Origin of the sequence: Usitatibacter palustris, from assembly GCF_013003985.1 — a bacterium.
Classification (GTDB): Bacteria; Pseudomonadota; Gammaproteobacteria; order Burkholderiales; family Usitatibacteraceae; genus Usitatibacter; species Usitatibacter palustris.
Genome location: NZ_CP053073.1, coordinates 2,538,918 through 2,563,872 on the forward strand (window position 1 = coordinate 2,538,918; position 24,955 = coordinate 2,563,872).

The 24,955-nt window shown below is 65.1% G+C and carries 20 protein-coding genes and 2 tRNA genes; 7 read left to right on the forward strand and 15 right to left on the reverse strand.

The window, feature by feature from the left end:
* The 4 genes from DSM104440_RS12400 to DSM104440_RS12415 are packed head-to-tail and all read right to left on the reverse strand — an operon-like array spanning position 1 to position 3,651.
* Complete coding sequence (locus tag DSM104440_RS12400; RefSeq protein ID WP_171163073.1) at positions 1-1,740, reverse strand: putative bifunctional diguanylate cyclase/phosphodiesterase; 1,740 nt, start codon at positions 1,738-1,740, stop codon at positions 1-3.
* Positions 1,741-1,747: 7 nt separating this feature from the next.
* Positions 1,748-2,452, reverse strand: coding sequence for a DNA polymerase III subunit epsilon (gene dnaQ, locus DSM104440_RS12405; protein ID WP_171163075.1), 705 nt, complete (start codon positions 2,450-2,452; stop codon positions 1,748-1,750).
* Positions 2,449-2,904 (reverse strand): ribonuclease HI, encoded by a 456-nt coding sequence (rnhA, locus tag DSM104440_RS12410; RefSeq protein ID WP_171163077.1) that lies wholly within the window; start codon positions 2,902-2,904, stop codon positions 2,449-2,451. Before rnhA ends, dnaQ begins: the two co-directional genes overlap by 4 nt.
* Positions 2,905-3,651, reverse strand: coding sequence for a class I SAM-dependent methyltransferase (locus tag DSM104440_RS12415; RefSeq protein WP_171163080.1), 747 nt, complete (start codon positions 3,649-3,651; stop codon positions 2,905-2,907).
* 27 nt (positions 3,652-3,678) lie between these two features.
* On the opposite strand from DSM104440_RS12415, the gene gloB reads away from it, so the two are divergent.
* The 3 genes from gloB to DSM104440_RS12430 all read left to right on the forward strand — a co-directional run bounded on the left by gloB (position 3,679) and on the right by DSM104440_RS12430 (position 5,486).
* On the forward strand, positions 3,679-4,443 hold the full coding sequence (gene gloB / locus DSM104440_RS12420) for a hydroxyacylglutathione hydrolase (RefSeq protein WP_171163082.1): 765 nt from the start codon (positions 3,679-3,681) through the stop codon (positions 4,441-4,443).
* Positions 4,425-4,913 (forward strand): GNAT family N-acetyltransferase, encoded by a 489-nt coding sequence (locus DSM104440_RS12425; protein WP_171163084.1) that lies wholly within the window; start codon positions 4,425-4,427, stop codon positions 4,911-4,913. The genes gloB and DSM104440_RS12425 overlap by 19 nt, the downstream gene beginning before the upstream one ends.
* Before the next feature lie 96 nt (positions 4,914-5,009).
* A complete protein-coding gene (locus DSM104440_RS12430) occupies positions 5,010-5,486 on the forward strand; it encodes a hypothetical protein (protein ID WP_171163085.1) in 477 nt (158 codons plus the stop codon).
* A gap of 4 nt (positions 5,487-5,490) precedes the next feature.
* Here the strand turns inward: DSM104440_RS12430 and DSM104440_RS12435 are convergent, their stop codons facing one another.
* On the reverse strand, positions 5,491-6,072 hold the full coding sequence (locus DSM104440_RS12435) for a thrombospondin type-1 domain-containing protein (RefSeq protein ID WP_171163087.1): 582 nt from the start codon (positions 6,070-6,072) through the stop codon (positions 5,491-5,493).
* Between the two features lie 123 nt (positions 6,073-6,195).
* On the opposite strand from DSM104440_RS12435, the gene DSM104440_RS12440 reads away from it, so the two are divergent.
* From DSM104440_RS12440 to DSM104440_RS12450, 3 genes are read left to right on the forward strand one after another with little or no spacing between them, the layout of a single operon-like run.
* Entirely contained in the window at positions 6,196-7,638 is a 1,443-nt protein-coding gene (locus tag DSM104440_RS12440; RefSeq protein WP_171163089.1) for a TldD/PmbA family protein, read from the forward strand.
* Positions 7,635-8,957, forward strand: a complete 1,323-nt coding sequence (locus DSM104440_RS12445; RefSeq protein ID WP_171163091.1) for a metallopeptidase TldD-related protein — start codon at positions 7,635-7,637, stop codon at positions 8,955-8,957. Before DSM104440_RS12440 ends, DSM104440_RS12445 begins: the two co-directional genes overlap by 4 nt.
* Positions 8,958-9,014: 57 nt before the next feature.
* Positions 9,015-10,340, forward strand: a complete 1,326-nt coding sequence (locus DSM104440_RS12450; protein ID WP_171163093.1) for a transglycosylase SLT domain-containing protein — start codon at positions 9,015-9,017, stop codon at positions 10,338-10,340.
* Between the two features lie 192 nt (positions 10,341-10,532).
* On the opposite strand, the gene DSM104440_RS12455 is transcribed toward DSM104440_RS12450, so the two are convergent.
* The 7 genes from DSM104440_RS12455 to DSM104440_RS12485 form a co-directional block, all read right to left on the reverse strand.
* Positions 10,533-12,482, reverse strand: a complete 1,950-nt coding sequence (locus DSM104440_RS12455; RefSeq protein WP_171163095.1) for a M3 family metallopeptidase — start codon at positions 12,480-12,482, stop codon at positions 10,533-10,535.
* A complete protein-coding gene (locus DSM104440_RS12460) occupies positions 12,479-14,182 on the reverse strand; it encodes an ABC transporter ATP-binding protein (RefSeq protein WP_171163097.1) in 1,704 nt (567 codons plus the stop codon). The genes DSM104440_RS12455 and DSM104440_RS12460 overlap by 4 nt, the downstream gene beginning before the upstream one ends.
* Positions 14,183-14,187: 5 nt before the next feature.
* Complete coding sequence (locus tag DSM104440_RS12465) at positions 14,188-15,240, reverse strand: ABC transporter permease (protein WP_171163099.1); 1,053 nt, start codon at positions 15,238-15,240, stop codon at positions 14,188-14,190.
* Between the two features lie 79 nt (positions 15,241-15,319).
* Complete coding sequence (locus DSM104440_RS12470; protein WP_171163101.1) at positions 15,320-16,258, reverse strand: ABC transporter permease; 939 nt, start codon at positions 16,256-16,258, stop codon at positions 15,320-15,322.
* Between the two features lie 20 nt (positions 16,259-16,278).
* Positions 16,279-18,123, reverse strand: coding sequence for an ABC transporter substrate-binding protein (locus DSM104440_RS12475; RefSeq protein ID WP_171163103.1), 1,845 nt, complete (start codon positions 18,121-18,123; stop codon positions 16,279-16,281).
* Positions 18,124-18,193: 70 nt separating this feature from the next.
* Positions 18,194-19,975, reverse strand: coding sequence for an ABC transporter substrate-binding protein (locus DSM104440_RS12480; RefSeq protein WP_171163105.1), 1,782 nt, complete (start codon positions 19,973-19,975; stop codon positions 18,194-18,196).
* 1 nt (position 19,976) lies between these two features.
* Positions 19,977-21,797, reverse strand: a complete 1,821-nt coding sequence (locus tag DSM104440_RS12485) for an ABC transporter substrate-binding protein (RefSeq protein ID WP_171163107.1) — start codon at positions 21,795-21,797, stop codon at positions 19,977-19,979.
* Positions 21,798-21,903: 106 nt separating this feature from the next.
* Here DSM104440_RS12485 and fabI point away from each other — a divergent pair, with 106 nt between their 5' ends.
* A complete protein-coding gene (fabI, locus tag DSM104440_RS12490; protein WP_171163109.1) occupies positions 21,904-22,692 on the forward strand; it encodes an enoyl-ACP reductase FabI in 789 nt (262 codons plus the stop codon).
* Positions 22,693-22,698: 6 nt separating this feature from the next.
* Here fabI and DSM104440_RS12495 read toward each other — a convergent pair whose 3' ends face one another.
* The 3 genes from DSM104440_RS12495 to DSM104440_RS12505 all read right to left on the reverse strand — a co-directional run bounded on the left by DSM104440_RS12495 (position 22,699) and on the right by DSM104440_RS12505 (position 24,922).
* The gene (locus tag DSM104440_RS12495; RefSeq protein WP_171163111.1) at positions 22,699-24,669 is read right to left on the reverse strand and encodes a SurA N-terminal domain-containing protein; all 1,971 of its coding nucleotides are present in this window, start codon (positions 24,667-24,669) and stop codon (positions 22,699-22,701) included.
* 57 nt (positions 24,670-24,726) lie between these two features.
* Positions 24,727-24,803, reverse strand: a tRNA-Asp gene (locus tag DSM104440_RS12500).
* 43 nt (positions 24,804-24,846) lie between these two features.
* Positions 24,847-24,922 (reverse strand) — tRNA-Val (locus DSM104440_RS12505).
* Between the last annotated feature and the right edge of the window lie 33 nt (positions 24,923-24,955).

Consider the following 24,955-nt stretch of genomic DNA (forward strand, 5'->3'; position numbering starts at 1 on the left):
TCAGGCAGCGTCGAACAGCGCTTCCCAGGGCCGGGGCGGCGAGAGATAGAAGCCCTGCCCCCAGGTGATGCCGATCTGTATGAGCTTCTTCGCGATCTCCTCGTTCTCGACGTACTCGGCCACCGTCTGCAGGCCCAGGCTCGTGCCGATCTTCTGGATCGATTCGACCAGCGCGTAGTCGAGGTAGCTCTTCGCGACGCCCTTCACGAACAGGCCGTCGATCTTGATGCCGTCGACCGGGAAATGCTTGAGGTAGTTGAACGACGAGAGGCCGCTGCCGAAGTCGTCGAGGTAGAAGCGCACGCCGATCGCGCGCAGCGATTCGATGAGGGCCCGCGCGCGCTCCACGCTCGCGATGGCCGCGGTCTCCGTGATCTCGAAGTACAGCGCCTGCGGCGGCACGTTGAAGTGCGCGAGCTTCTCCTGCAGGAACTCCGCGAAATCCGGGCTCGAGAGCGTGTGGCCCGAAAGGTTGATCGAGAATTCCGCGGGGTTGGGCGTGCCGCGATGCTTCGCGAGGCGCCGGTAGTCGCCGAACGCGCGCTCGATCACCCAGCGGTCGATCGTGCGCATGAGGTCGTAGCGCTCGGCGACGGGAATGAAGGACATCGGCAGGATCAGCTCGCCGCCGGTGTCGCTCATGCGCAGCAGCGCTTCGACGCGGCCGGGCGGGAGCTTGTTGGGGCTGTCGATCGGCAGGATCGGCTGGTAGAGCAGCGTGAAGGCCCCTTCGGCGAGCGCGTCGTTGATGCGTTTGAGCCACCCGCGGCTCGTCTGGCGCATGTACTGCGTGGTGCTCGCGTCGTGGAACGCGAACACGCGGTTGCGCCCCTGCTCCTTCGCGGTGAAGCACGCAGTGTCGGCCTCGCTGAAGATGGCGGCGATGCCCGGCGTGAGGCGCGTGATCGCCACCACGCCGATGCTGACGCCGACCTGGAAGGCCTTGTCGGTCCATTCGAATTGCCAACCCTGGACGGCGTCGCGGATGCGCGTGGCCGCTTCCATCGCGTACTCCGCGCTCACGTTCTCCAGCACCACCGCGAATTCGTCGCCGCCGATGCGCGCGAGCACTTCGTCCTCGCGCAGGCACGACTGGATGAGCGGCGCGATGCGCCTCAGCAGTTCATCGCCGGCGAGATGGCCGAAGGAATCGTTGATGCGGTGGAAAAAATCGATGTCGATGTAGAGCAGCGCATGCGTGCTGCCCTGCCCCTTCGCGGTGACCATCACCATTTCCAGCCGTTCCTCGAGCGTCTTGCGATTCGCGAGGCCCGTGAGCGGGTCGTGGCTGGTGAGGAAGAAGATCTGCTGGCGCGCCGTGTCGAGCTTCTCCTGCAATCGCCCCTGGCGCGCGGCGAAGTCCTGCGCAAGTTGCAGGACCTCGTGCTTCATGTTCTCGAGCGGCGGCGTGAGCTCGGGGAGCGGGGGCTGCTCGCCGCCACTGACCACGTGCCGCACCGCCTCGCTCACGGCTTCCACTTCGCCCACGACAGCACGGGCCGCCAGGCGCGAGAGGGCCGCCACCGAGACGACGCTCGCGGCGAGCGCGGTGACGAAGATCCAGGCCTGCATCTCGATCGACGTGCCCAGCGCCGCGCGCATGAACACGAAGACGGCGCAGAACACGGCAATGGGGATCAGCCCCAGCCCGAAGAGTCGGCCGGCGAGGCGCCCGAGGGACTCCTTGCGGGGCGTCGGGGCCGGAGGTGCCGGGGTCGGTGTCGGGGTCGTAGTCGTCACGGCGCTCTCAATTCACCGTCACGGGACCGTCGGTCCAGAGGCAGCGGCCGCCCGCTTCCTTGGCGATGCGCACGCACATCGCGGCGTGGCGCGCGATCTCCTCCGCGTCGGCGATGATCACTCGCAGCCTCGCCGGGCGCGCGGACTCGATGGCGCCGATGCCGGTGGTCGGTGTCGAAAGGTCGATGGCGAGCGAGTCCTGCCCGCGGGTAAGCCCCAGCCAGACTTCGAACAGCAGTTGCGTATCGAGGAGCGCGCCGTGAAGCGTACGGCGCGAGTTATCCACGCCGTATCGCTCGCACAACGCGTCGAGCGAATTGCGCTTGCCCGGATTGAGCTCGCGCGCCATCGCGAGCGTGTCGCACACCGTGCACACCGATTCGATCGGCGGGCGCTGCACGCGTGCGAGCTCGGCGTTGATGAAGGCGACGTCGAAGGGCGCGTTGTGGATCAGCAGCTCCGCGCCCGAAAGGAAATCGAGCAACTCGTCGGCGAGCTCGGCAAACAGCGGCTTGCCCGCAAGGTCCTCCGCGGTCATGCCGTGCACCTGGGTCGCGGCGATGTCGATGTCGCGCTCCGGGTTGAAATAGCGATGCAGCTGCCGCCCGGTGGGCCGGCGTCCGGAGAGCTCGATGCAGGCGATCTCGATGATGCGGTGGCCCTGTTCGGGCTCGAGACCCGTGGTCTCCGTGTCGAGGACGATGCGCCTCATGCGAGCGCCACCTCGACACCGCGATTGGCCAGCGCATCGGCGCGTTCATTGCCTTCGTCGCCCGCGTGACCCTTCACCCACTTCCATTCGATCTCGTGCCCGTTGCGCGCTTCGTCCAGGAGCAACCAGAGATCCACGTTCTTCACCGGCTCCCTGGCCGCGGTCTTCCAGCCGCGCGCCTTCCAGGCGTGGATCCACTCGGTGATGCCCTTCATGACGTACTGGGAGTCGGTGTGAAGGACGACCTGGCACGGGCGCCTCAGCGCGCCGAGTGCCTCGATCACAGCCGTGAGCTCCATGCGGTTGTTGGTGGTCGATCGCTCGCCGCCGAACATCTCGCGCTCCTCGCCGTTGAACTTGAGCCACGCTCCCCACCCGCCCGGCCCGGGATTGCCCTTGCAAGCGCCGTCGGTGTAGATGTGGACCGCTTCTACCGCGGTTTTATTCTTCAATTACTTGATGATCTTGAGATGGCCTGATTTCACGTGCCCTTCGCGCTTGGCCGCCGCGATGAGGCTCCTTTCGCGCGCGGCCTTCTCCTGCCACGCGGGGGTGAGAAGACGCATGCCGCGAACGCGCTTCACGGCTTGCAGCATATAGACCGCGCCGCCGATTGCCCACCACCGGTCGCCCGCGGGCTCCATGAAGCCGAAGCGGCGGCGCCACTGGTCGCTGTCGAAGGGCGGCACGTAGGCCGCCAGGCGGCCGGCATTCACGTCGAAGCCGAGGAGTGCGAGCCAGTCCTTCACGCGCGGCAGGGATACGAACGTTCCATTCCAGGGATGCTGGTGGCGCGTGAAGCCGATGGAACTGCGCAGGCCCCAGAGGCTCCACGGATTGAAGCCCAGGATCACGAGTCGGCCCTCGGGCATCATCACGCGGTCGATCTCGCGCAGGACGGCATGGGGATCGGCAGCGAATTCGAGGACGTGCGGCAGGACGGCGAGGTCGATCGATTGCGTGGCGATCGGCAGCTCGTGGCTCTTGGCCCGCAGGCTCGCACCGTCGCCCCACGGGGCGATGCGCATCCGGTGCGCGATGCGGCTTTCGCGAAGCAGGTCATGCTCCGCGAGACCGATCTGCAGCGCGTGGTAGCCGAAGATGTCGGGCGCCACGTCATCGAGGTACGCGCGCTCCTTGCCGAGCAGGTATTGCCCCAGCGGAGTCGCGAACCACTCGTTGAGCGTGTTGGTCGCCATGGGGCAATTCTAATAGACTCTGGGCTCATGCTGCAGGTCCATCCCGTGCCGGCGTTCCAGGACAACTATCTGTGGGTCCTCGAGGCCAACGGCCGGGCGGCCGTGGTCGATCCGGGCGATGCCGCGCCCATCGAAGCCTTCCTGTCCGAGCGCCACCTTCCGCTCGCCGCCATCCTCGCCACGCACCACCACGCCGATCATGTCGGGGGATTGTTGCAGCTCGCCCAGCACTGGAAGTGCCCGGTGTTCGGACCCCGGGGCGAAGCGATCACCGGTCTCACGCAGAAGCTCGCCGAGGGCGATGCCATCGTGGTGCCCGGACTCGACCTGCCCCTCTCGATCCTCGACGTCCCCGGCCACACGCGCGGCCACATCGCCTATACGGGCGACGGCGTGGCCTTCGTGGGCGACACGCTCTTCGCGTGCGGCTGCGGCCGGCTGTTCGAGGGCACGCCGGCGCAGATGACCTCCTCGCTCGCGAAGATCGCGCGGCTTCCGGGGCACACGCGCGCGTACTGCGCGCACGAATACACGATGTCGAACATCCGCTTCGCCGAGACCGTGGAGCCCGGCAACGCGAAGCTCGCCGCTCGCAAGACACGCGATGCGGCCCGGCGCGCGCGCGGCGAGCCCACGGTGCCTTCAACCATTGCCGAAGAGCTAGAGACCAATCCCTTCCTGCGATGCGAGGAGCCCGAAGTCATCGCGTCGGCCGAGCGCCACGCGGGACACAAGCTTGCCGACGCCGTCGCCGTCTTCGCCGAGATCCGCGCATGGAAAAACAATTTCTGATTCGCCCGGCCACACCCGGCGACGTCCCTGAACTTCTACGGCTCGTAAAGGCGCTCGCCGATTACGAGAAGATGTCCGAGCTCGCCGTCGGCACCGCGCCGATGCTGCAGGAGGCGCTCTTCGGCGCAAAGCCTTGCTGCGAGGCGTTGCTCGTCGAACGTGACGGCCGAGCGGTGGGATTCGCGCTCTACTTCACGACGTTCTCCACGTTCCTGTGCAAGCCCGGCCTCTATCTCGAGGATCTCTTCGTCGAGCCCGAGAGCCGCGGGCTGGGTCTCGGGAAGGCGCTGCTGGTTCGCCTCGCCTCGCTCGCGGTCGAGCGCGGCTGCGGCCGCTTCGAGTGGCGCGTGCTCGACTGGAACGAACCGTCCATCAAGTTCTACGAGTCGCTCGGCGCGGCGCTCATGCCGACCTGGGTGCTCGTGCGGATGGACGCGACGGGATTCGCAGCACTCGCACGCCGCCCCTGACCCGGGACTTCCGGCCTACGACTTCCGGCGGAAGCGGCGCGGCGCCCGACGCGCCAGAATGCTCCGTGCCGGCATGGCCACGCGAGGAGGCTCCCGATGCTCAAGCGACAGGACGACATCTTCGACCGCGAAGACGAGGGCGCCATGTCCGCGAGGGACCGTGAGCACTTCGAACAGATCGCGCAAGGCCGCACGACGCGCGTCGCGATGCTCGTGGGCTCGCTCGTGGTGGTCTACTCGGGCTACCTCTACTGGGCCATCGTCATGCCGCCCACGGGCTCGATCACGTTCAGCGGACTTCTCGGGCGGATCGTGCTCATCGCGCTGGTCGGTGGCATCCCCTTTTTCGTGATGGTCTGGTACGACCCGACCTGGCGCTCGCGGCACGCGGCGACGATCACGCTGTGCACATGGTTCACCGTGTTCATGATCTTCGCGATGATCTACAACACGCAGTGCCCGAAGATCGCCGCGTTCCTCTTCATTCCCCTCACCCTCGGCGCCCTCGTGGGACACAACCTCGGGATGTTCCGGCACCCGGAAACGTTCGACCCTCAGGAGCTGGACGGCTAGCGTCTCACTTCGGCTTGCACCCCTGGGTGTTGCAGGCCGACGCTTCAGAAAGTACCGGGCATTGCGCGCCCTTCGCGCTCGAGACGACGGTCCGGCTGCGCGTACGCATCCCGCCGCCGCACGTCGCGGTACAGGCCGACCACTCGCCCCACGCGCTCACTTCGCAGGTCGCGGGCGCGCATGCGTCGCCGTTGCACTTCTGCGTCTCCACCAGCGACGGGCATCTCGCGGTGCCACTCGAGCGACCGATGATCGTGCGCGTACGGGATTGGGTTCCTCCACCACAGGCCACGGAGCACTTCGACCACGAGCCCCACTCCCCGACCTTGCACGCTTCATCCGGCGGACAGGCCTGCGTGTTGCACGCGGCTCGCTCCTGGAGCACCGGGCATTGCGCGCCCTTCTCGGCCGAAACGATGGTGCGCACGCGCGCCCGCGTTCCGCCCCCGCAAGTCTTGGTGCACTGCGTCCACTCACCCCAACCACTCACCGTGCACTTGGCGGCGCTGTCCTGCGCTTGTGCCGGCAGGGTGAAGAAGGCAGCCGCAAGGAATGCCAGGGGACCGATCGCTCGAAGGCTGCGCATGGGACGCTCTCTTGAGTGGGATTTTCCGCAGTATATCCACGCCCGGGAATCGCCTTCCGGCCGGGGTAAAATGACGTCATTGGCCGCCCGCTTGGCGGCCGGTTCGCTTCTGGAGCCCCTCCCATGCTGGACACCCTGCAAGCCGAGTTCCGCAAGGCCGCGCCCACGGTCGATTTCTGCGCCCTGCGCTTCGTCGAGGAAACGAGTGAATACCTGGCCGTTCGCCAGGGCATCGCCGAGCCGCCGCAACTGAGCGTGAGCCGTGGCGCGATGGTCACCGTGATCGACAAGGGCGGCCTCGGATACGCGGCCACCAGCGATCTCTCGCCTTCGGGCCTGAAAAACGCCCTCGAGCGCGCGCAGCGCTACGCCGCCCTCACGCGCGGGCGTAGCGTGGTGGACTACAGCAAGCTCGACATGCCGCGCCCCTCGGGCTCGTACCGCTCGCCCGTCGCGAATGACCCGCGCAAGGTTTCGCGCAAGGAGAAGTACGACCTGCTTGCCGCGGAATCGAAGCAGTGCAAGATCGACGACCGTATCGTCGACTGGGAAGCGTCGCTCTGGACCACGACGTCCAAGCAAGCCTACTTCACCGCCGACGGAGGCGCGATCGAGCAGGAGTTCCACTTCCTCGTCCCGAACATTTCATCGACCGCGCATGCAAAGGGCGAATCGCAGACGCGCACGCAGGCGGGTCGCTACAACGGCTACTGCCGGCAGGGCGGCATGGAGATCCTCGACGCATTCGGAATATCAGGCAGCGGCCGCGCGGTGTCGGAAGGCGCGCTGGAACTGCTGGCCGCGCGCAACTGTCCGAGCGGGAAGATGGATGTGATCCTGATGCCCGACCAGATGATGCTGCAGATCCACGAGTCGATCGGGCATCCCCTGGAGCTCGACCGCATCCTCGGCGATGAGCGCAACTTCGCGGGCACGAGCTTCGTCACGCTCGACATGTTCGGTTCCTACCAATACGGCTCGGAGCTGCTCGACGTCACGTACGATCCCACGCGCCGCGAGCAATTCGCCTCCTACGGCTGGGACGACGACGGCCTCGCCGCCGAGAAGCAGTACGTGATCCGCAAGGGGCTGTTGGAGCGACCCCTCGGGGGGTCGGTGTCGCAAGCGCGTGCCGGCATCGCCGGTGTGGCCAATACGCGCGCGTGCTCGTGGAACCGGCCGCCAATCGATCGCATGGCAAACCTCAATGTCGAAGCGGGCAACTCCACCCTCGACCAGCTCGTTGCCTCGATCGACAACGGCGTGCTCATGCGCACCAATGTCTCGTGGTCGATCGACGACTCACGCAACAAGTTCCAGTTCGGCTGCGAGTGGGGCCAGGTGATCCGCAACGGCAAGCTTGCCGAGGTGGTGAAGAACCCCAACTACCGCGGCATCTCCGCCACGTTCTGGCGCTCGCTCTCCGGCGTGGGCGATGCGTCCACATTCGAAGTGATGGGAACCCCGTTCTGCGGCAAGGGTGAACCCTCGCAGGTGATTCGCGTGGGCCACGCCGCACCCGCGTGCAAGTTCTCCAGCATCGACGTGTTCGGAGGTGCCGCATGAAGCAGTACTTCCACGACCTCGCGGCCCACGTCGACACGCTCGCAGCCCCCGGCGAGACGATCGTCTCCTGGTTCTCGTCCGAAGAGAGCGACTTCATCCGCTTCAACAAGAGTGCCGTGCGCCAGGCGATGGCCATTCGCCAGGCCAACTGGACGCTGACACTGATCCACGCCAACCGGCGCCTTGACGCGACGGTGACGCTCACCGGCAACCTGGCGCCCGACCGCGAGACGCTCACCGCGCTCGTGAAGGAGTTGCGCAGCGGGCTTGCCGACGTGCCCGAGGATCCGTTCCTGCTTCTCGAGACGAACGTGTCCACGCAATCGCACGAAGCGCGCGGCTCGCTGCCCGATCCCTCGCAAGTGATCGACTCGGTCATCGCGGCGGGCAAGGGTGTCGATCTCGTGGGCCTCTACGCGGGCGGTCCGATCTACAAGGGCTTCGCCAATACGCTCGGCAGCCGTCATTGGCATGCCGTCGAGAACTTCAACTTCGGTTGGTGCCTGTACCACGACAAGGACAAGGCAGTGAAATCGAACTACGCCGGCTCCTCGTGGGACGCGCGTGTGTTCGACGGCAAGATGGGCTTCGCGCGCGAGCAGCTCGTGCGCCTCGCCGAACCGCCGCGCACGCTCACACCCGGCGCCTATCGCGCCTTCATCGCGCCCGCCGCGATGAACGAGATCCTCGGCATGCTCTCGTGGGCGGGCTTCGGCTTGAAGAGCCGCAACACGAAGCAGAGCGCGTTGATCCGCATGTCCGATGGCGATGCGCGATTCCACCCGATGGTGTCGATCAAGGAGAACACGGCCGACGGCGTCGCGTGCGCATTCCAGCGCGAAGGCTTCGTGCGACCGGACGCGGTGTCCCTGGTCGAGAAGGGCGCACTGGCATCGCCACTCGTGTCGCCGCGCTCGGCGCGCGAATACGGTGTCGCGACCAACGGCGCCAACTCGCAGGAGTCTCCCGAATCGATGGATCTCGCCGGCGGCGCGCTCGCGAATGCCGAAGCCTTGAAGGCGCTGGGCACCGGCATCTACCTGGGCAACCTCTGGTACCTCAACTTCTCGGATCGCTCGACCTGCCGCCTCACGGGCATGACGCGCTTCGCCTCGTTCTGGGTGGAAGACGGGCAGATCAAGGCGCCGCTAAACGTGATGCGCTTCGACGACTCGGCCTATCACGTGCTGGGCGACAACCTCGAGGCACTGACCCGGGAGAGCGAACTCATCGTGGACGACAACAGCTATGGCGAACGTTCGACATCATCGACCCGGACCCCGGGCGCGTTGTTGAAATCGTTCGCCTTGACGCTTTAGCCGGGAGGGGGTTAGCATGAGAAAATCCATTATGAAACAACAACTAATGGGATGGTGTTGAAGCAGCCCCTGAAGTACTTGGCCGTGGCCCTGGCGCTCGCATGGGCCGGCCCCGCCCTCTCCTCTCCGGTGGAGGCCAACCCCGTCATCCCGGACGCGTTCGAAGACATCGACGACGTCCCCCTGCCCGATCCCGATCTCTGGCACCGCATCCGCGTCGGCTTCGTCATGGAGCCGCTCGACAGCCCGCGCGTGCAGGAAGCCGAGGCCTGGTACGCCGCGCGGCCCGACTACATCAAGCGCTTCGTCGATCGCGGCAGCCTGTACCTGCATTACATCGTCGGCGAGGTCCAGAAGCGCGGCATGCCCATGGAGATCGCGCTGCTGCCCGTCGTGGAGAGCGCTTTCAACCCGCACGCGTACTCGCGCTCGAAGGCCTCCGGCCTGTGGCAGTTCATCCCGTCGACGGGCAAGAGCTACGGCCTGTCGCAGGATTGGTGGAAGGACAACCGGCGCGACGTCGTGAGTGCCACGGACGCCGCGCTCACCTACCTTCAGCGCCTGCACAGCATGTTCAACAGCTGGGAGCTGGCTCTGGCCGCGTACAACTGCGGCGAAGGCTGCGTGGGCCGCGCGATCGCCGCGAACCAGAAGAAGGGCCTGCCCACCGATTACCTCAGCCTGAAGCTGCCGCCGGAGACGCTGGGCTACGTGCCCAAGCTCATGGCCGTGAAGAACATCGTGCTCTCGCCCACCACGTACGGCATCGACCTCGAGAGCGTGCCCGACCAGGCGTACTTCACCGCGGTGCCCGCGCCCGAGAAGATCGACGTGAAGCTCGCGGCCAAGCTCGCGGGCATGAGCGAAGAGGAGTTCGTCGCGCTCAATCCCTCGAACAACAATGCCGTGGCCATCGCGCGCACAGGCACGCTGCTCGTACCCCTCGACAAGGCCGATGCGTTCCGCAGCAACCTCGAGGGCTACGACAAGCCGCTGGTCACGTGGACGACGGTGCAGGGCAAGAAGGGCGAGTCGCTCAATGGGCTCGCGGCGCGCCACGGCGTCGCGGCGCACGAGTTGCGCGCGGCCAACGGCGCCGTGAAGCTCAACAAGAAGGGAAACCTGGTGGCAACGCAGTCGATCCTGGTGCCCGCCAAGGGCGCCGCGATGGCGAAGGCCGTTCCGGCCGTGAACAACGTGAAGGTCGCGTCCGCCACGCCGGTGCCGATCCGCAATGCGCCGCAGTCGTACGTCGTGCGGCCGGGCGACACGCTCTACGGCATCGCCCTGCGCTTCGAGGCCGAGCTCGAGGAGCTGCTCAGCCTCAACAAGCTCACGCCGAAATCCGTCATCCAGCCCGGACTCAAGCTGCGCCTGCCCTGACGATCACCGTCTAAGTAGAGGGGTCAGATCCCTTTAGCTTTGTTTCTTTATTTTTGCTGTGAAAAAAACGGTCCATTGGACTAGTTGCTCTGGGCACGAACCCGACGCAACTAGTCCAATGGACCGTTTTTTTCACAGCAAAAATAAAGAAACAAAGCTAAAGGGATCTGACCCCTCTACTTACTCTACTTGTTACCGGCGTCCGGTGATCTCCTTGAAGAACGCGTCGCTCGAGGGCTCGCGGCCCAGGAAGCGCTTCACCATCGCCATCGCGTCGACCTGGCCGCCCTGGGAGAGGATCGTGTCGCGGTAGCGCGCGCCGACCTTCGGGTCGAGCATGTTCTTCTCGAACTGGGAGAGCATGTCGAGCGCCAGCACCTCCGACCACATGTAGCCGTAGTAGCCCGCCGCGTAGTTGCTGGCGATGTGGCTGAAGCCGGCCGGGAACATCGTGCCCTCGACGTGGCCCAGCGGCGAGACCGCCTCGATCGCCTTCCAGGCGTCGAGCGGCGGCTGCGGCTTCTGCGAAAGGGTCATGTCGTAGGCCGCGTAAGTCCACTGGCGCGCATAGCGCATCCCGGCGCCGAACTTGCGGGATTCGTCGAGTCGCTTGATCTGCTCGGGCGAGAGGGCCGGGCATTCGGGGCAGACCTTCTTCATGAGCCCGAGCGGGGCCTCGCGGCGGACCCATTCCTCGAACATCTGCGAGGGAGCCTCGACGAAGTCCTGCACCGTGGCCGTGCCCGACTGCGGGTTGTAGTCGGTCTTCGACAGCACGCCGTGCAGCACGTGGCCGAACTCGTGCATGAGCACCACCATCTCGTCATGGGTGAGGCCCTGCTTGTTGAAGTTCACGACCAGCGCCGAATACGGCGTGCGCCCGGCGAGCTTGCTCACGCCGCGCACCGGCCAGGCCGCGGCGTGGTTGTACTTGCCCTCGCGCGGGTAGAGGTCGAGGTAGAAGCCGGACACGAAGGCAGCCGTCTTCGCGTCGAACACGTCGTAGTAGCGCACGTCCGGGTGCCAGGTCGCGACCTTCGCCGGCTTGAACGTGACTCCGTAGAGCGTCTGCGAAACGAGCAGCACGAAGTCGATCGCCTTGTCGGTCGGGAAATACTTGCGCATCTCCTCCTGGTCGATCGCGAAGCGCGCCTTGCGGACGCGCTCCTGGTGGTAGGCGGAGTCCCAGCGATTCATCTTCGTTTCCGCGAGCGGCGTGCCCTGCTCCTTCGCCTTGTCGGCGCGCAGTTCCTCGACGTCCTTCTTCTCGAGGTCCGCGACCGCGGCCTTCACGTCGGCGAGGAACTTGTTCACCACCTCGGGACGCTCGACCATCTTGCGGCGCACCGAATAGGCCGCGAAGTTGGGCAGGCCGTAGAGGCCGGCGAGCTCCTGGCGCAGCGTGAACATCTCCTCGAGGAGCTTCAGGTTCTGCGCGCCACCCTGGTTCGTCTTCGCGCGGTAGTAGCGTTCGCGCGCCGCGCCATTCTTCGCGTTCGCCATGAACGGCTGGTAGGTCGGGTTGTCGAGTCCCAGGACGTAGTTGCCCTTGTCGTCGGGCTTGCGGGCCTTCACGTACGCCTCGGGCATTCCTTCGAGCTCGGCGGCCGTAAACGTCACCTTGGTCGGATCGTCGCGGATGTTGCGGTCGAACGCCTGGCGCAGGAGTTCGAGCTTCTCGAAGATCTCCTTGGAGCGCGCGCGTTCCTTCGGCGGCAGTGCCACGCCGGAATCCTCGAAGCCTTCCATGAGGTCCTTGTGGAACTTCACCTGGTGCGCGCCCTTGGGCTTGGCGGCCTTCACGCGGGCAAACAGCTTCTCGTTCTGGAAGATGTCGGTGGAGAGCGTGGTGAGATTCGCCTGGCACGGCTCGGCCGCATCGCGCGCGGCCTTGTCCGGATGCACCGCGCTCAGCAACGACACGGGACCGGCCACGTCCTCGATCGCGATCTGCAGGCGGTTCCACTCCCCGTAGATATCGCCGCCCTTGCGTGACTCCATCTGCGTGACGGTGGCGCGCGCCTTGGCGATCGTGGCGTCGCACTCCCGGGTGATTTCCGCGGCACCCCAGACGGGCATTTGCGGATGGGCCGCGTGCGCGGTTGCGGCTGCGGCGAGCGCCGCGATCAGGAGGATCTTCATGCGGCGGCGCTTTCGAGCCCCTTCGGGATCGACGACAGGAGCTTCTGCGTGTACTCCTGCTTGGGGTTGAGGTAGATCTCGTCGGAATCGGCCATCTCCACGATCTCGCCCTGGTTCATCACCATCACCTGGTCGGAGATGTACTTCACGACGGCGAGGTCGTGCGAGATGAAGATGTACGACAGGCCGAATTCATCCTGCAGGTCCTGCAGCAGGTTCAGCACCTGCGCCTGCACCGAGACATCGAGCGCGGACACGCTCTCGTCGCAGATCAGGACGTCGGGCTTCATCGTGAGGCAGCGCGCGATCGCGATGCGCTGGCGCTGGCCGCCCGAGAACTCGTGCGGGTACTTGTAGAACGATTGCTCCGGGAGACCCACGCGCTTCAACAGCGCGAAGGCCATCTCGACGCGCTCGTTCTCGTCCTTGCCGATGGCGTGGATCTTCATCGGCTCCACGAGGATCTGGCCCACCGTCATGCGCGGGTTGAGCGAGGCGTAAGGGTTCTGGAAGATGATCTGGATGCGCCGGCGGTAAGCCATCATCTCCTTGTCGGTGAGCGACAGCAGGTTCGTGCCCTCGAAGAGCACCTCGCCGCTGGTCGCGTCGTGCAGCCGCATGAGCGTGAGGCCGACCGTGGTCTTGCCCGATCCGGATTCACCCACGAGGCCCAGCGTCTTGCCCTTGGGCAGGCGGAAGCTCACGTCCTTCACGGCGGGCACGGCGCGCTTGCCGAAGAAGCCTTCCTTCAGGAAGAACGTCTTGTTGAGGTTCTTCACCTCCAGGATGATCGCGTCGTCGGGCTTGGTGCCGCGAGGACGCTCCTCGAGGTTGTGCGGGCGTCCGTCGCCCTTCATGAAGTCGTCGATCACCGGCAGGCGCTTCGGGCGGCGGTCGAGTCGCGGGCGGCAGGCGAGCAGCGCCTTGGTGTACGGGTGCGCAGGCGCGTGGAAGATCTGCTTCACGGACCCCTGCTCCTGGATCACGCCGTTCTGCATCACGATCACGTGGTCGGCGATGTCACCCACGACACCGAGATCGTGCGTGATGAAGAGCACCGACATGTTGTGCTTGGCCTGCAGGTTCGCGATGAGGTCGAGGATCTGCTTCTGGATCGTCACGTCGAGCGCGGTGGTCGGCTCGTCGGCGATCAGGAGCTTGGGCTCGCACGCGATCGCCATGGCGATCATCACGCGCTGCTGCTGGCCGCCGGAGAGCTCGTGCGGGAACGAATGCACGCGCAGCGCCGGGTTGGGAATGCCCACTTCCGTGAGGAGTGCGACGGCGCGGTCGCGCGCCTGGGCATTGCTCATGCCCATGTGCAGCTTGAGAACCTCCGCGATCTGGTCGCCCACCGGGAACACCGGATTGAGCGACGTCATCGGCTCCTGGAAGATCACCGAGATCTCCTTGCCGCGGATGTCGCGCAGCGCCTGCTTCTCCACCTTCAGCAGGTCGCGCCCGCCGTAGATGATTTCGCTGGATGCCGGAATGATCGCGTTCTCGGGGAGCAGCCCGAGGATCGACATCGCGGTGACGCTCTTGCCGCTGCCCGATTCGCCCACCAGCGCCACGGTGGTGTTCCTCGGAATGTCGAAGGAGATGCCCTTCACGGCTTGAAACGGCTCCTGCTTGCGGTCGATGCGGAACCGGACGTCGAGGTTCCGGACCTGCAGGATGAGATTGTTGTCGTCGGTCATGGTCATCACTTGAGCTTCGGGTCGAGGGCGTCGCGCAGGCTGTCGGTGAGCAGCGAGAACGCGGTGACCAGCACCGCCATGCTCGCGCCCGCCGCGAAGAGCTGCCACCACTTGCCGATCACGAGTTCGTTCTGCGCCTCGGCGAGCATCGTGCCCCAGGAAACCTGGTCCACCGGAACGCCGAGCCCGAGGAACGAGAGGATCACCTCGGCCTTGATGAACTGCACCACGTGCTGCGAAAGCTGCACGAGGATCACGTGGCTCGCGTTGGGCAGGATGTGCGTGAACATCCGCGAGCCGTGCGAGGCGCCGATCGCCTGCGCGGCCTTCACGTATTCACGCGAGCTGTGCTTGATGTACTCGGCGCGCACCAGGCGGTAGATGCCCGTCCATCCGGTGAGCGCGAGGATCACGATGATCGTGACCATCCCCTTGGGCGCCACCGCCGCGAAGGCGAGGATCAGCAGGATGTACGGGATCGACGTGAAGATGTTGTAGAACCACTCGAGCGCGTCGTTGATGTACCCGCCCCAGTAGCCGGCCATCGCGCCGAGCACCGTGCCGATGATCGTGGCGAGGATGGCGGCCGTGAGGCCCACGAAGATCGAGATCTCCGAGCCCTTGATCGCCTTCTCGAGGACATCGCGGCCCCATTTGTCGCCGCCGAAGAACAGCGTGTCGCTGCGCTTGGTTTCAGTTACCGCGATCTTGGCGGCGCGCTCTTCCCACTCCTTGTAGCGCGGGGCCAGCGGATCGACGTCGGAAAGATCGACGGGGGCCGCCTTCGTGGCGAAGTCCTTGTTGGTGACGGCCTTCGCCTCGAGATTCTCGGCGCCGGCCAGGAACGAGGGATTGGCGTAGGAAACGCCCTTCTCCTTGCTCCAGTCCTTGGCGATGAGGCCCACGCTCGAGGCAAGCATCATTGCGATGAACAGCATCACGACGGCCAGCGCGATCATGCCGACGCGGTCGTTCTTCAGGCGCCGCCAGGCGAGCATCCAGAGGCCGGGCGATTCCTGCCGCGGTGCGGCGATGGGGTTGGGGAGGACTGCGCTCATGATTGGGCTCCGGAAAAGCAGATCCCTGAGGTCTCAGGGATGACAAGGAAAACGGATCGCATGGCTCTTTGCCTCCTCGTCACTTGAACGAGACGCGCGGATCGACGAACTTGTACATCACGTCGACCAGCAGGTTGATGATCATGGTGAGCATGGCGAGGTAGACCGTCACCGCCTTGATCACCGGGAAGTCGCTGCGATTCACGGCCGTGATGATCTCGCGCCCGAGGCCCGGGATCGAGAAGAACACTTCCAGGAGGAACGAGCCGACGAACAGGCCCGGCAGGTAGATCCCGATGTTGGTGAGGATCGGGATCATCGCGTTCCTCAGCACGTGCTTCATCATCACCGACTTCTCCGGGACGCCCTTGGCGCGCGCGGTGCGCACGTAGTCCTGGTTGATCTCCTCGAGGAAGAACGAGCGATAGAGGCGAAGCTGCGGTGCCAGGCCCACGAAGATCGCCAGCATGATCGGCAGCGGCGCGTAGGTGGTGAGGTTCTTCCAGAAACTTTCGCTCCAGCCCTGCACCGGGAACCAGCCCAGCACGAAGCCGAACAGCCACTGGAAGACGATGATGTAGACCAGGAAGCTGATCGACATCGCCGTCGTGCAGATGATCATGATCGCGCGGTCGGTCAGCGAGCCGCGGACGTAGGCGACCATGATCGCGAAGACGACCGCCAGGACCGTCTCGATCATCAGCACCGGGACCATGATGGTGAGCGTGGGGCCGACGCGCGTGAGCAGGATGCGCGAGACTTCCTCGTTGGTCGACCAGCTGCGACCGAAGTCGAAGCTGAAGACCTGCTTCACGAAGACCCAGAGCTGGACGTAGTAGGGCTCGTCGACGCCGAGCTGCTTGCGGATGTTGGCGATCTGCTCGGGGTTGGAGATCTTCCCGGCAAGCACCTGGGCGGGATCGCCGCCCACGAAGTTGAACAGGAAGAAGATGAGCAGGATCACGCCCGCGAGGGTCGGGATCATCTGCCACAGCCTGCGAATCACATACGCGGTCACGTTGCGCCTCCTCTGACTTGCTATTTCATGGCGACCTGTTGGGCTGCCACGTCCAGGTCCAGGTACTTGAAGTTGGTGTACAGGATCGGGTGTTTCTTGTAGCCCTTCACCCAAGGGTATTGCAGGTGGTTGAACAGGCGGTGCACGCCCAGGCGCCACGGCGCATAGGCCAGCACCAGCCGGTTCATTTCACGATAGATCGCGTTGCGCTCGGGACTGTCGGGAAGGCTCGCCGCCTTGTCGTAGAGGCGGTCGTATTCCGGAAGCTTGAAGAATGAATCGTTCGACTGGCCGCCATTGGGACCGTAGAGCAGCTGGAGGAAATTCTGCGCGTCCGGGTAGTCCGCGATCCACGCGGTGCCTGAGAACATGTAGTTGCCGACCTTGCGGTCCTTCAGGAGGTCGGCGAACTGCACCGCGACAGCCTCGAGGCGGATGCCGACGTCGGCCATCGACTTGTTCCAGAGCGCGGCGAGCTGGCGCGTCTCCTGGCTGCCGGCGTTGTACTTGTACTGGATGACGAGCGGCTTGCCGTCGGGGAGGTCCCGCCAGCCGTCGCCGTCCTTGTCGACATAGCCGAACATGTCGAGCAAGGCCTTGGCCTTCGACGGGTCGTAATCCTGGGCGGTGGCGCGGAAGTTCGGGTCGTACCCGACGACGCCGGGGCCCACGGGGCTTTGCGCAGGAATCGCCTGGCCCTTCCGCACGATTTCGATCTCGCGGCCGCGGTCATGCGCGAGCACCATCGCGCGGCGCAGCGCGACCTTCTCGGGCGTGTAGCCGCCGACCGGATTGTCCTTCGGGTTTTCCTTGGTGCCGATCGTGTCCCTCGTGTTGAACACGTCGTACGTGAGCTCGGGCTGCTGCTCGCGGAAGACGCGCACGCCCTCCTTGGCAAGGTTGGGCGCGAGCTTGCCGTTGGGAAGCACCTGGTGGATGAACGAGAACGGCGTCTCGTCCATGATGTCGTGTTCCTTGTTGAGGAACGCGAGGAAGCGCGGCTGCTCGTCCTCGATGGGATAGATCTCGACGCGGTCGATCGCCGGCAGCGTCTTGCCCTTCAGCGCTTCGATGGCGCGCTGGTCCCATTCATCGGCCGGGTCGGCGTACTTCGTTTCGAGGACGTGGCCGCGATAGGTCGGATTCTTCTCGAGGACGATCTTCGAGCGGCGCGTCCATTCCTTCAGCACGTACGGCCCGGTGCCCACGGGATGCGCGTGCGTGTCGCCCCCGTACATCTCGATCACTTCGCGCGCCACGGGAACGACGTTGGGCATCGCGAGCACGTAGAGGAAGTTGTAGTCGGGTTCCTTCAGCTTGAAGCTGATCGTGTACTTGCCGCGCACCTCGAGGCCCTCGACGCGGGCCTCGTAATCGAACGCGCCGCTCTTCTTCGCCTTTTCCGTGAGCTCGTCGAGGCCGACGAGCTTGTTCTCGAAGAGCCACTCGTACTGGCTGCGGTTCTTCGGATCGCGGAAGCGCTTGATCGAGTACTCGATGTCCTTCGCCACCAGCTCGCGCTTGACGCCCTTGAACGCGGGATCGTCGGCGAAGTAGATGCCGGGGCGAATGCGGAAGGTATAGCGGGTGCCGTTCTCCTCCGGCTCGGGAATCGCTTCCGCGGTGAGCGGCACGAGCTTCACGGGACGGGCGAGGTAGTCGTACGTGAGCAGCCCCTCGTAGATGTTCTCGCACACGCCTACGGAATAGCGGTCGTCGATCCGGGCCGGGTCGAACCCGGTTTCCGCGGTCCGGAAGGCGAACCGGAGCACCTTCTTTTCGGCGGCCGCAACCGTGGCCGAGGCCGAGCCCAGCGCCAGGACGGCGCAGGTCAGGAGGGAAACAAAAAAGCGTTGCGAATTCAAGGCGGTAGGCGCGGACAAAAACACGGAATTATAACGGTTTTAGGACGCCGTCCGGAGGGTGCCTGGGTGCTCATTTGAGGTATTTCGCGCGGGTTTCCAGGTCGATATCCACGTATCGGTAGGCGTCGTGGATGAACTGGTGCTTGCGCCAGCCGAGGACCCAGGGCTGGATCAGCTGGTTGCGCAGCCGGTGCACCCCGAGCTTCCAGGGGGCATAGACGGCGATCAGCCGCGCCATCTGCTGGTAGATCTTCACGCGCTCGTCGCTGGGCGGCATCGAGGCGGCCTTCTCATAAAGCCGATCGAATTCGGGAAGCTGGAAGCAGCCGTCGTTGGATGTGCCGCAATTCGGGCCGTAGAGAAGCTGGTAGAAGTTCTCGCCGTCGGGGAAGTCCCCGTTCCAGGCGAGGTGCCAAGTCTGGAGCTTGCCGAGCTTCGACTTCTTGCGATGGTCGGGCCACTTGGCCACGTCGACGACCATCTTGATGCCGATGGCGTCCATGCACTTCTTCCAGAGCTGCGTGTAGAGGCGCGAGAGTTGCGACGGGTCGGTGTTGTACTCGAACACGAGGGGCTTGCCGTCGGGCTGCTCGCGCCAGCCATCGCCATCGCGGTCCACGTAGCCGAACATGTCGAGCAGCGCCTTCGCCTTTGCCGGATCGTAGCTGCGCCCGACGTAGAACTTGGGGTCGTAGCCGAGGATCCCGGGAGGCAACGGCGACTGCGCTTCGATGGCGACGTTGTTCCGGAGAAGTGCGATCTCGGAGTCCATGTCGAAAGCGAGCCCGATGGCACGGCGCAGCGCGACCTTCTCCGGCGTGTAGCCGCCGACCACCGGATCCTTCATGTTGTAGTACAGGTACGTGATGTCGGCGTCGACGCTCGGGATGTACTTGATCCGGCGCTTCTCGAGCCAGGGCGCGAGCTTGTTGTCGGGCAGCGCCTGGTTCTTGAACTCGGTGGGCACGTTGATCCAGTCGATCTCGCTGTTGAGGAAAGCGAGCCAGCGCGGCTGCGTCTCCTCGATCACGTAGATCTCCACCCGGTCGAGCTGCGGGATGCGCTTGCCCTTCATCTGCGCGTAGAGCTTCTGCGAGATCGCGTCATCGGGCGCGGGCTCGGCCTCGTAGTACGCCTCGCGGAAATTCGGATTCTTCTCGAGGACGATCTTCGAGGAGCGCTTCCAATCCTTGAGGATGAACGGCCCCGTGCCCACGGGGTGCGCACCGATGTCGCTGCCGTACATCTCGACCACTTCGCGCGCCTGCGCCCCCAGCGTGGAGAGCGTGAGCACGTAGACGAAGTTGAAGTCGGGCTTGGTGAGGCGAACCTGCAGCGTGTGGCTGTCGAGCGTCTTCAGGCCCGCGATGGGCGCGTCGTAGTAATCGGGGCGCGGACCTTTCTTCTTGGCCTCCGCCAGCGCATCGAGCCCTTCGATGCGGCCCTCGACCAGCCAGGTGTTCGCCGACTTCACTTCCGGATCCATGATGCGGCGGATCGCGAAGTCGTAATCCTTCGCGACGAGCTCGCGCTTGGCGCCCTTGAAGGCCGGGTCGTCGGAGTAGTAGATCCCCTTGCGGATGCGGATCGTGTAGACCCTCCCGCCTTCCGTCACTTCGGGCATGGCCTCGGCCGTCTGCGGCTTCACCTTGTAGGGCCGCGCGAGCATGTCGTACGTGTACGGCGACTCGAAGATCTCGTCGTTCACCGTCGCCGAGTACGTGTCGGAAACGAACGCCGGATCGAAGTTCGTCTCGGCGATCAGGAAGGGAACGCGCAGGACCTTCTGCGGCGCTCCCTGGGCGGTCGCCGCGCAGGCGAGCGCGAACAGGACAGCAGCGAGGCGCAGCACGCTACTTGCCGCCCGCAGCGGCGTACTTCGGCTGGTCGATGTCGACGTACTTCCAGAAGCCGCGCATCACCGGGTGACGGCGGAACCCGATGGCCCAGGGCTGCGAGAGGTCGGTGAGGATGCGATGCGTGCCCAGGCGCCACGGCGCGTAGACCAGGAAGATGCGATTCATCTCGCGGTAGATCGCGTTGCGCTCCGGACCGTCGGGCAGGCGCTTCGATTGCTCGAAGAGCCGGTCGAACTCGGGGTGGGAGAAGCGCGAGTGGTTGGCCTGCCCGCCATTGGGACCGTAGAGCATCACGAAGAACGCCCAGGCATCCGGAACCGCGGCCGTCCACCCCAGGCCCCACATCTGGAGCTTGCCGAGCTTGGACTGCTTGAGCAGGTCGGGCCACTTCTCCTTCTTGAAGGTCATCTGGATGCCGATCGCATCCATGTTCTTCTTCCAGTTCTCGTCGAGCGGCTTCTGCTGGGCGTTGGGCGCCGAGGCGTACTCCACCGAGAAGGGCTTGCACTCGTCGGCAGGGCTCTTGCGCGGAAGATCGCGCCAGCCATCGTTGTTGCAGTCGATGTAGCCGTACATGTCGAGCAGCGCTTTCGCCTTGGAGGGGCTGAACTCGCTCGCTGTCGAGCGGAAATTCGGGTCGTAGCCCAACGCGCCGGGTCCGATCGGGCTCTGTGCCGCGATCGCCTGGTTCTTGCGCACGATCGTGACCTCGGCGTCGACGTCCTGTCCCAGGACGATCGCGCGGCGCAGCGCGATCTTCTCGGGCTCATAGCCGCCGACGATGGGGTCCTTCATTCCGAAATACGAGTAGGTGATCTCGATGCCCGCGGTGCGCTGCATATGCACGCCCCGGCGCTTCAGGTCACCGGCGAGCGTATTGTTGGGAATCGCGACATTTGCGAAGTCGGCCGGCAGGCGCTCGAGCAAATCGAATTCGTTGTTGAGGAAGGCCAGGTAGCGCGGCTGGTGCTCCTCGATCACATAGACCTCGATCTTGCCGACCATGGGCAATTTCTTGCCCTTGTTCGCCGCGAGGATCGCCTGCCCGATGGCGTCGTCCGCCGGCGGCGCGCCGTCAAAGAATTCCTCGCGGTAATTCGGGTTGGCCTCGAAGACCATCTTGGACGAACGCTTCCAGAACGCGAGCTTGTACGGGCCGGTGCCGACCGGGTGCTCCGCGACCTTGTCGCCGTAATGCTCCACCACCTCGCGTGCGACGGCGCACGTGAGGTTGCAGTACGCGAGGAAGTACAGGAAGTTGTAGTCGGGTTGCTTCAGGCGCACCTGGAACGTGTACTTGTCGATCGTGCGAAGGCCCTCGATCGGCGTGTCGTAGTCGAACTTGTTTTCCTTGCGCGCCTTCGCGAGCACCTCGTCCATCCCCGCGATGTTGCCCTCCAGGTAGTACAGGTTGGGCGAGCGCTTCTTCGGGTCGAAGATGCGCTTGATCGAAAAGGTGAAATCCTCGGCGACGAGTTCGCGCTTCTTGCCCTTGAACACGGGATCGTCGACGAAGTAGATGCCCGGCTTCACTCGCATCGTGTAGACCGTGCCGTTCTCCGTGATCTCGGGCATGGCCGCGAGCGTGTTCGGAACAAGCTTCACCGGCCGCGCGAGGTAGTCGTACGTGAGCGGCGTGTCGAAGAGATTCGCGATGACGTTGGACGAATAGAGATCCGAGATCTCCGCCGGGTCGAAGCCGGTTTCGGCCACTTCGAAGGCGTAGCGGAAGACCTTGCTCGAATCGGCGGCCAGCGCCGGGGCGGCGCAGGAGAGCGCGAGGACAAGCGAAACAAGCGATTTGGGGATGCGCATCGGGGCTTCTCCGGATTCAACCGGTCATGGTGGGATTATGCGGCTGGACGCGGACCCACTCCGTAACCGAAAATTGCGGCAATTCTACTTCCAAAGGGTGGTCTCCATGGGGTTCCTGCAAGGCCGCCGCATCCTCGTGACCGGCATGCTTTCCAACCGGTCCATCGCCTACGGAATCGCCAAGGCCTGCCAGCGCGAAGGCGCCGAGCTCGCGTTCACATACCAGGGGGAAGGTATCCGCGAACGGGTCTTCGACCTGGCCCGCGAATTCGGCACCGATCGCGTGTTCCCCTGCGATGTCGCCGACGACGCGCAGATCGCCGGACTGTTCGAGCAGCTTCGCAAGCATTGGGATGGTCTCGACGGGCTGGTGCACGCGATCGCGTTTGCGCCGCGCGAGGCCCTGAAGGGCGGTTTCCACGAGAGCGTCTCGCGGGAGGCCTTCCGCATCGCGCACGACATCTCGAGCTACAGCCTCGCCGCGCTCGCGGCGGCGGCGGCCCCGATGATGAAAGGGCGCCCGGGCTCGATCCTCACGCTCTCGTACCTGGGCGCCGCGCGCTCGGTCCCCAACTACAACGTGATGGGCCTCGCCAAGGCGAGCCTGGAGGCCGGCGTGCGCTACCTGGCGGCGAGCCTTGGGCCCGAGGGGATCCGCGTGAACGCCATCTCCGCAGGCCCCATCAAGACGCTCGCGGCCGCGGGCATCGGGGGGTTTTCGAAGATCCTGCATTTCGTGGAAAAGAACGCGCCGCTGCGCCGGAACGTGAGCACCGAGGAAGTCGGCAACGCCGCCGCCTTCTTCCTCTCGGATCTCGCCAGCGGGATCACCGGTGAAGTGACCTACGTCGACGCGGGCTTCAGCACCACCACCCCGGGGATGGAAGGCGAGTAGGACGCCTCAGCTGCCGAACTTCGACGGCGGGCGCGGCGGCGGCGGCACCGAGGACTTGGCCGGAGCCGAGCCCTCTTCGCGGCGCTCCAGTGCATCCTTGCGCACCGTGACGCCGGCGCGATTGCGCACGCTCGCGAGCGAGGCCTCGAGCTCCTGCGCGGCGACGGCCGAGCGCAGCTGCGTGCCCAGGCCTTCGCGCTTGGCGTCGTCGATCTTCTCGAGCTCGATCACCTTCGTGACCTGCACGAGCGAATAGCCCATCGGGCTGTTCACGCCGACGTACACCGGGAGTTTCTTCGAGTCGGCCTTGAACACGGCATCGAGCACCGCGGGGAAAAGCCCACCGGGCTTCTGGCGGCTCACGGCCAGCGCGTCGGGCCACTTCACGCCGGCGTCCTTGCCGCCCTGCAGTTCCTTGAGCTTCGCCTCGCCATCGGCCTGTGCCAGCTTGAGCGCTTCGTCGCGCTGCATGCGCCGCTCGATCACCGCGCTCACCGTTTCCAGGGGCCGCAGCTCCGCGGGCTTGTGCTCGAGCACGCGCGCGGACACGAGCACGCCGGGGCGAATCTCGACCGCGGACGTATTGCGCTTGGCCTTGATCGCGTCGTCGGAAAAGAGCTCGGCGAGCAGCTTCGGATTCGCGAGCGCCGGATTGGACGCACCAGCCTTCACGAGCCAGTCGGAAGTCTTCACCGTGAGCTTGAGGCGCTCCGCGGTGGGCTTGAGGCTCGCCGATTGCTCGTACACGCCGTTGCTGAACGCTTCGGCGCTCTCGGCAAAGCGGCGGGCGGCCTCCCCCTTCTTGAGCTCCGCCTCGATCTCGGGCGTGGCTTCGGCCACCGACTTCATGCGCTCGGGCTTGATGTCAGTGACGAGGATGACGTGGTAGCCGAATTCGGAAAGCACCGGGCCGACGATCTCGCCCTTCTTCGCGGCAAAGGCCGCATCTTCGAAAGGCTTCACCATCGCGCCCTTCGCGAAGAACCCGAGGTCGCCACCCTGCACGGCTGAACCCGGATCCTGCGATTCCTTCTTCGCGACGTCGGCGAAGGTCGCGGGCTTCTTGCGCACGTCGGCGGCGATGGCGTTGGCCTTGTCGCCCGCGGCTTTCTTCTCCGCTTCCTTCGCGTCGGCCTTCACCGCGATCAGGATGTGGGAGACCTTGCGCTCCTCGCGCTGGCCCCAGCGGTTAATGTTCGCGTCGTAGAACTTCTTCACGTCGTCGGCCGCCACCGGCACTTGCGCCGCGAGCGCCTCCGCGGAGAGCTCGACGTACTCGGCCTTCACCTGCTCGGGCGTCGTGAAATCCGCCTTGTGGCCTTCGTAGAACGCCTTCACCTGCTCCGGCGTGATCTTCACCTTGGGGAGCATCGGCTCGGCCGGGAAGTTGACGACCTTCACCTCGCGCGACTGCTCGGACAAGCGGATGAAGCTGTCGAGCGTGGTGCGGGGAACGAATGCCGTTTCGGCGATGGAATCGCGGTACGCGCTCATGCGCATCTCTTCGCGAATGCGCTCATCGAGGCCCACGGTCGTGAGGCCGATGGACTTCGCGAGTTCCTCGTAGCGCGCCTTGGAGAAGCGGCCCGCGGCGTCCTGGAAGGGAGGCATCGCAGCGATGCGCTCGGCGAGCAGCGCGTCGCCGATGCGAACGCCGGCTTCCTGGGCGCCGACCGCCATCAGGCGCTCGGACACCACGCCGTCGAGCACGCCGCGGCGAATTTCGGGGTTGTCCATCATCGAGGCGTCGAAATTGGCCCCGAACTGCTGGCGGTATTGTTCCGCGCGGCGGCGCAGGGCGTTGTCGAACTCCGACTGCGCGATGCGATACGGACCAACAGTGGCCACCGCATCGCCACCCATGGGCGTCTTGAAGTAGACGTCGATGCCGAACAGGCCGAAGGGGATGATCAGGAAGATCGCAAAAATCCAACGAACGACCTTCTTGCTGGCGAACTCGCGAAATTGCTCAAGCATTGCCTGGACATCCTCGTAAATGAAAAGGGCGAATCCGCGAGGATTCGCCCTGGAAGCTGGCGGAGCGGACGGGACTCGAACCCGCGACCCCCGGCGTGACAGGCCGGTATTCTAACCAACTGAACTACCGCTCCAGAGTACTGATGTGCCCAATCCGACAGGGGGCTTCAAACCAACTGGTGGGTGCTGACGGGATCGAACCGCCGACATTCGCCTTGTAAGGGCGACGCTCTACCAGCTGAGCTAAGCACCCCTCCCACGACAGCCCGCCATTTTACTGGATCGG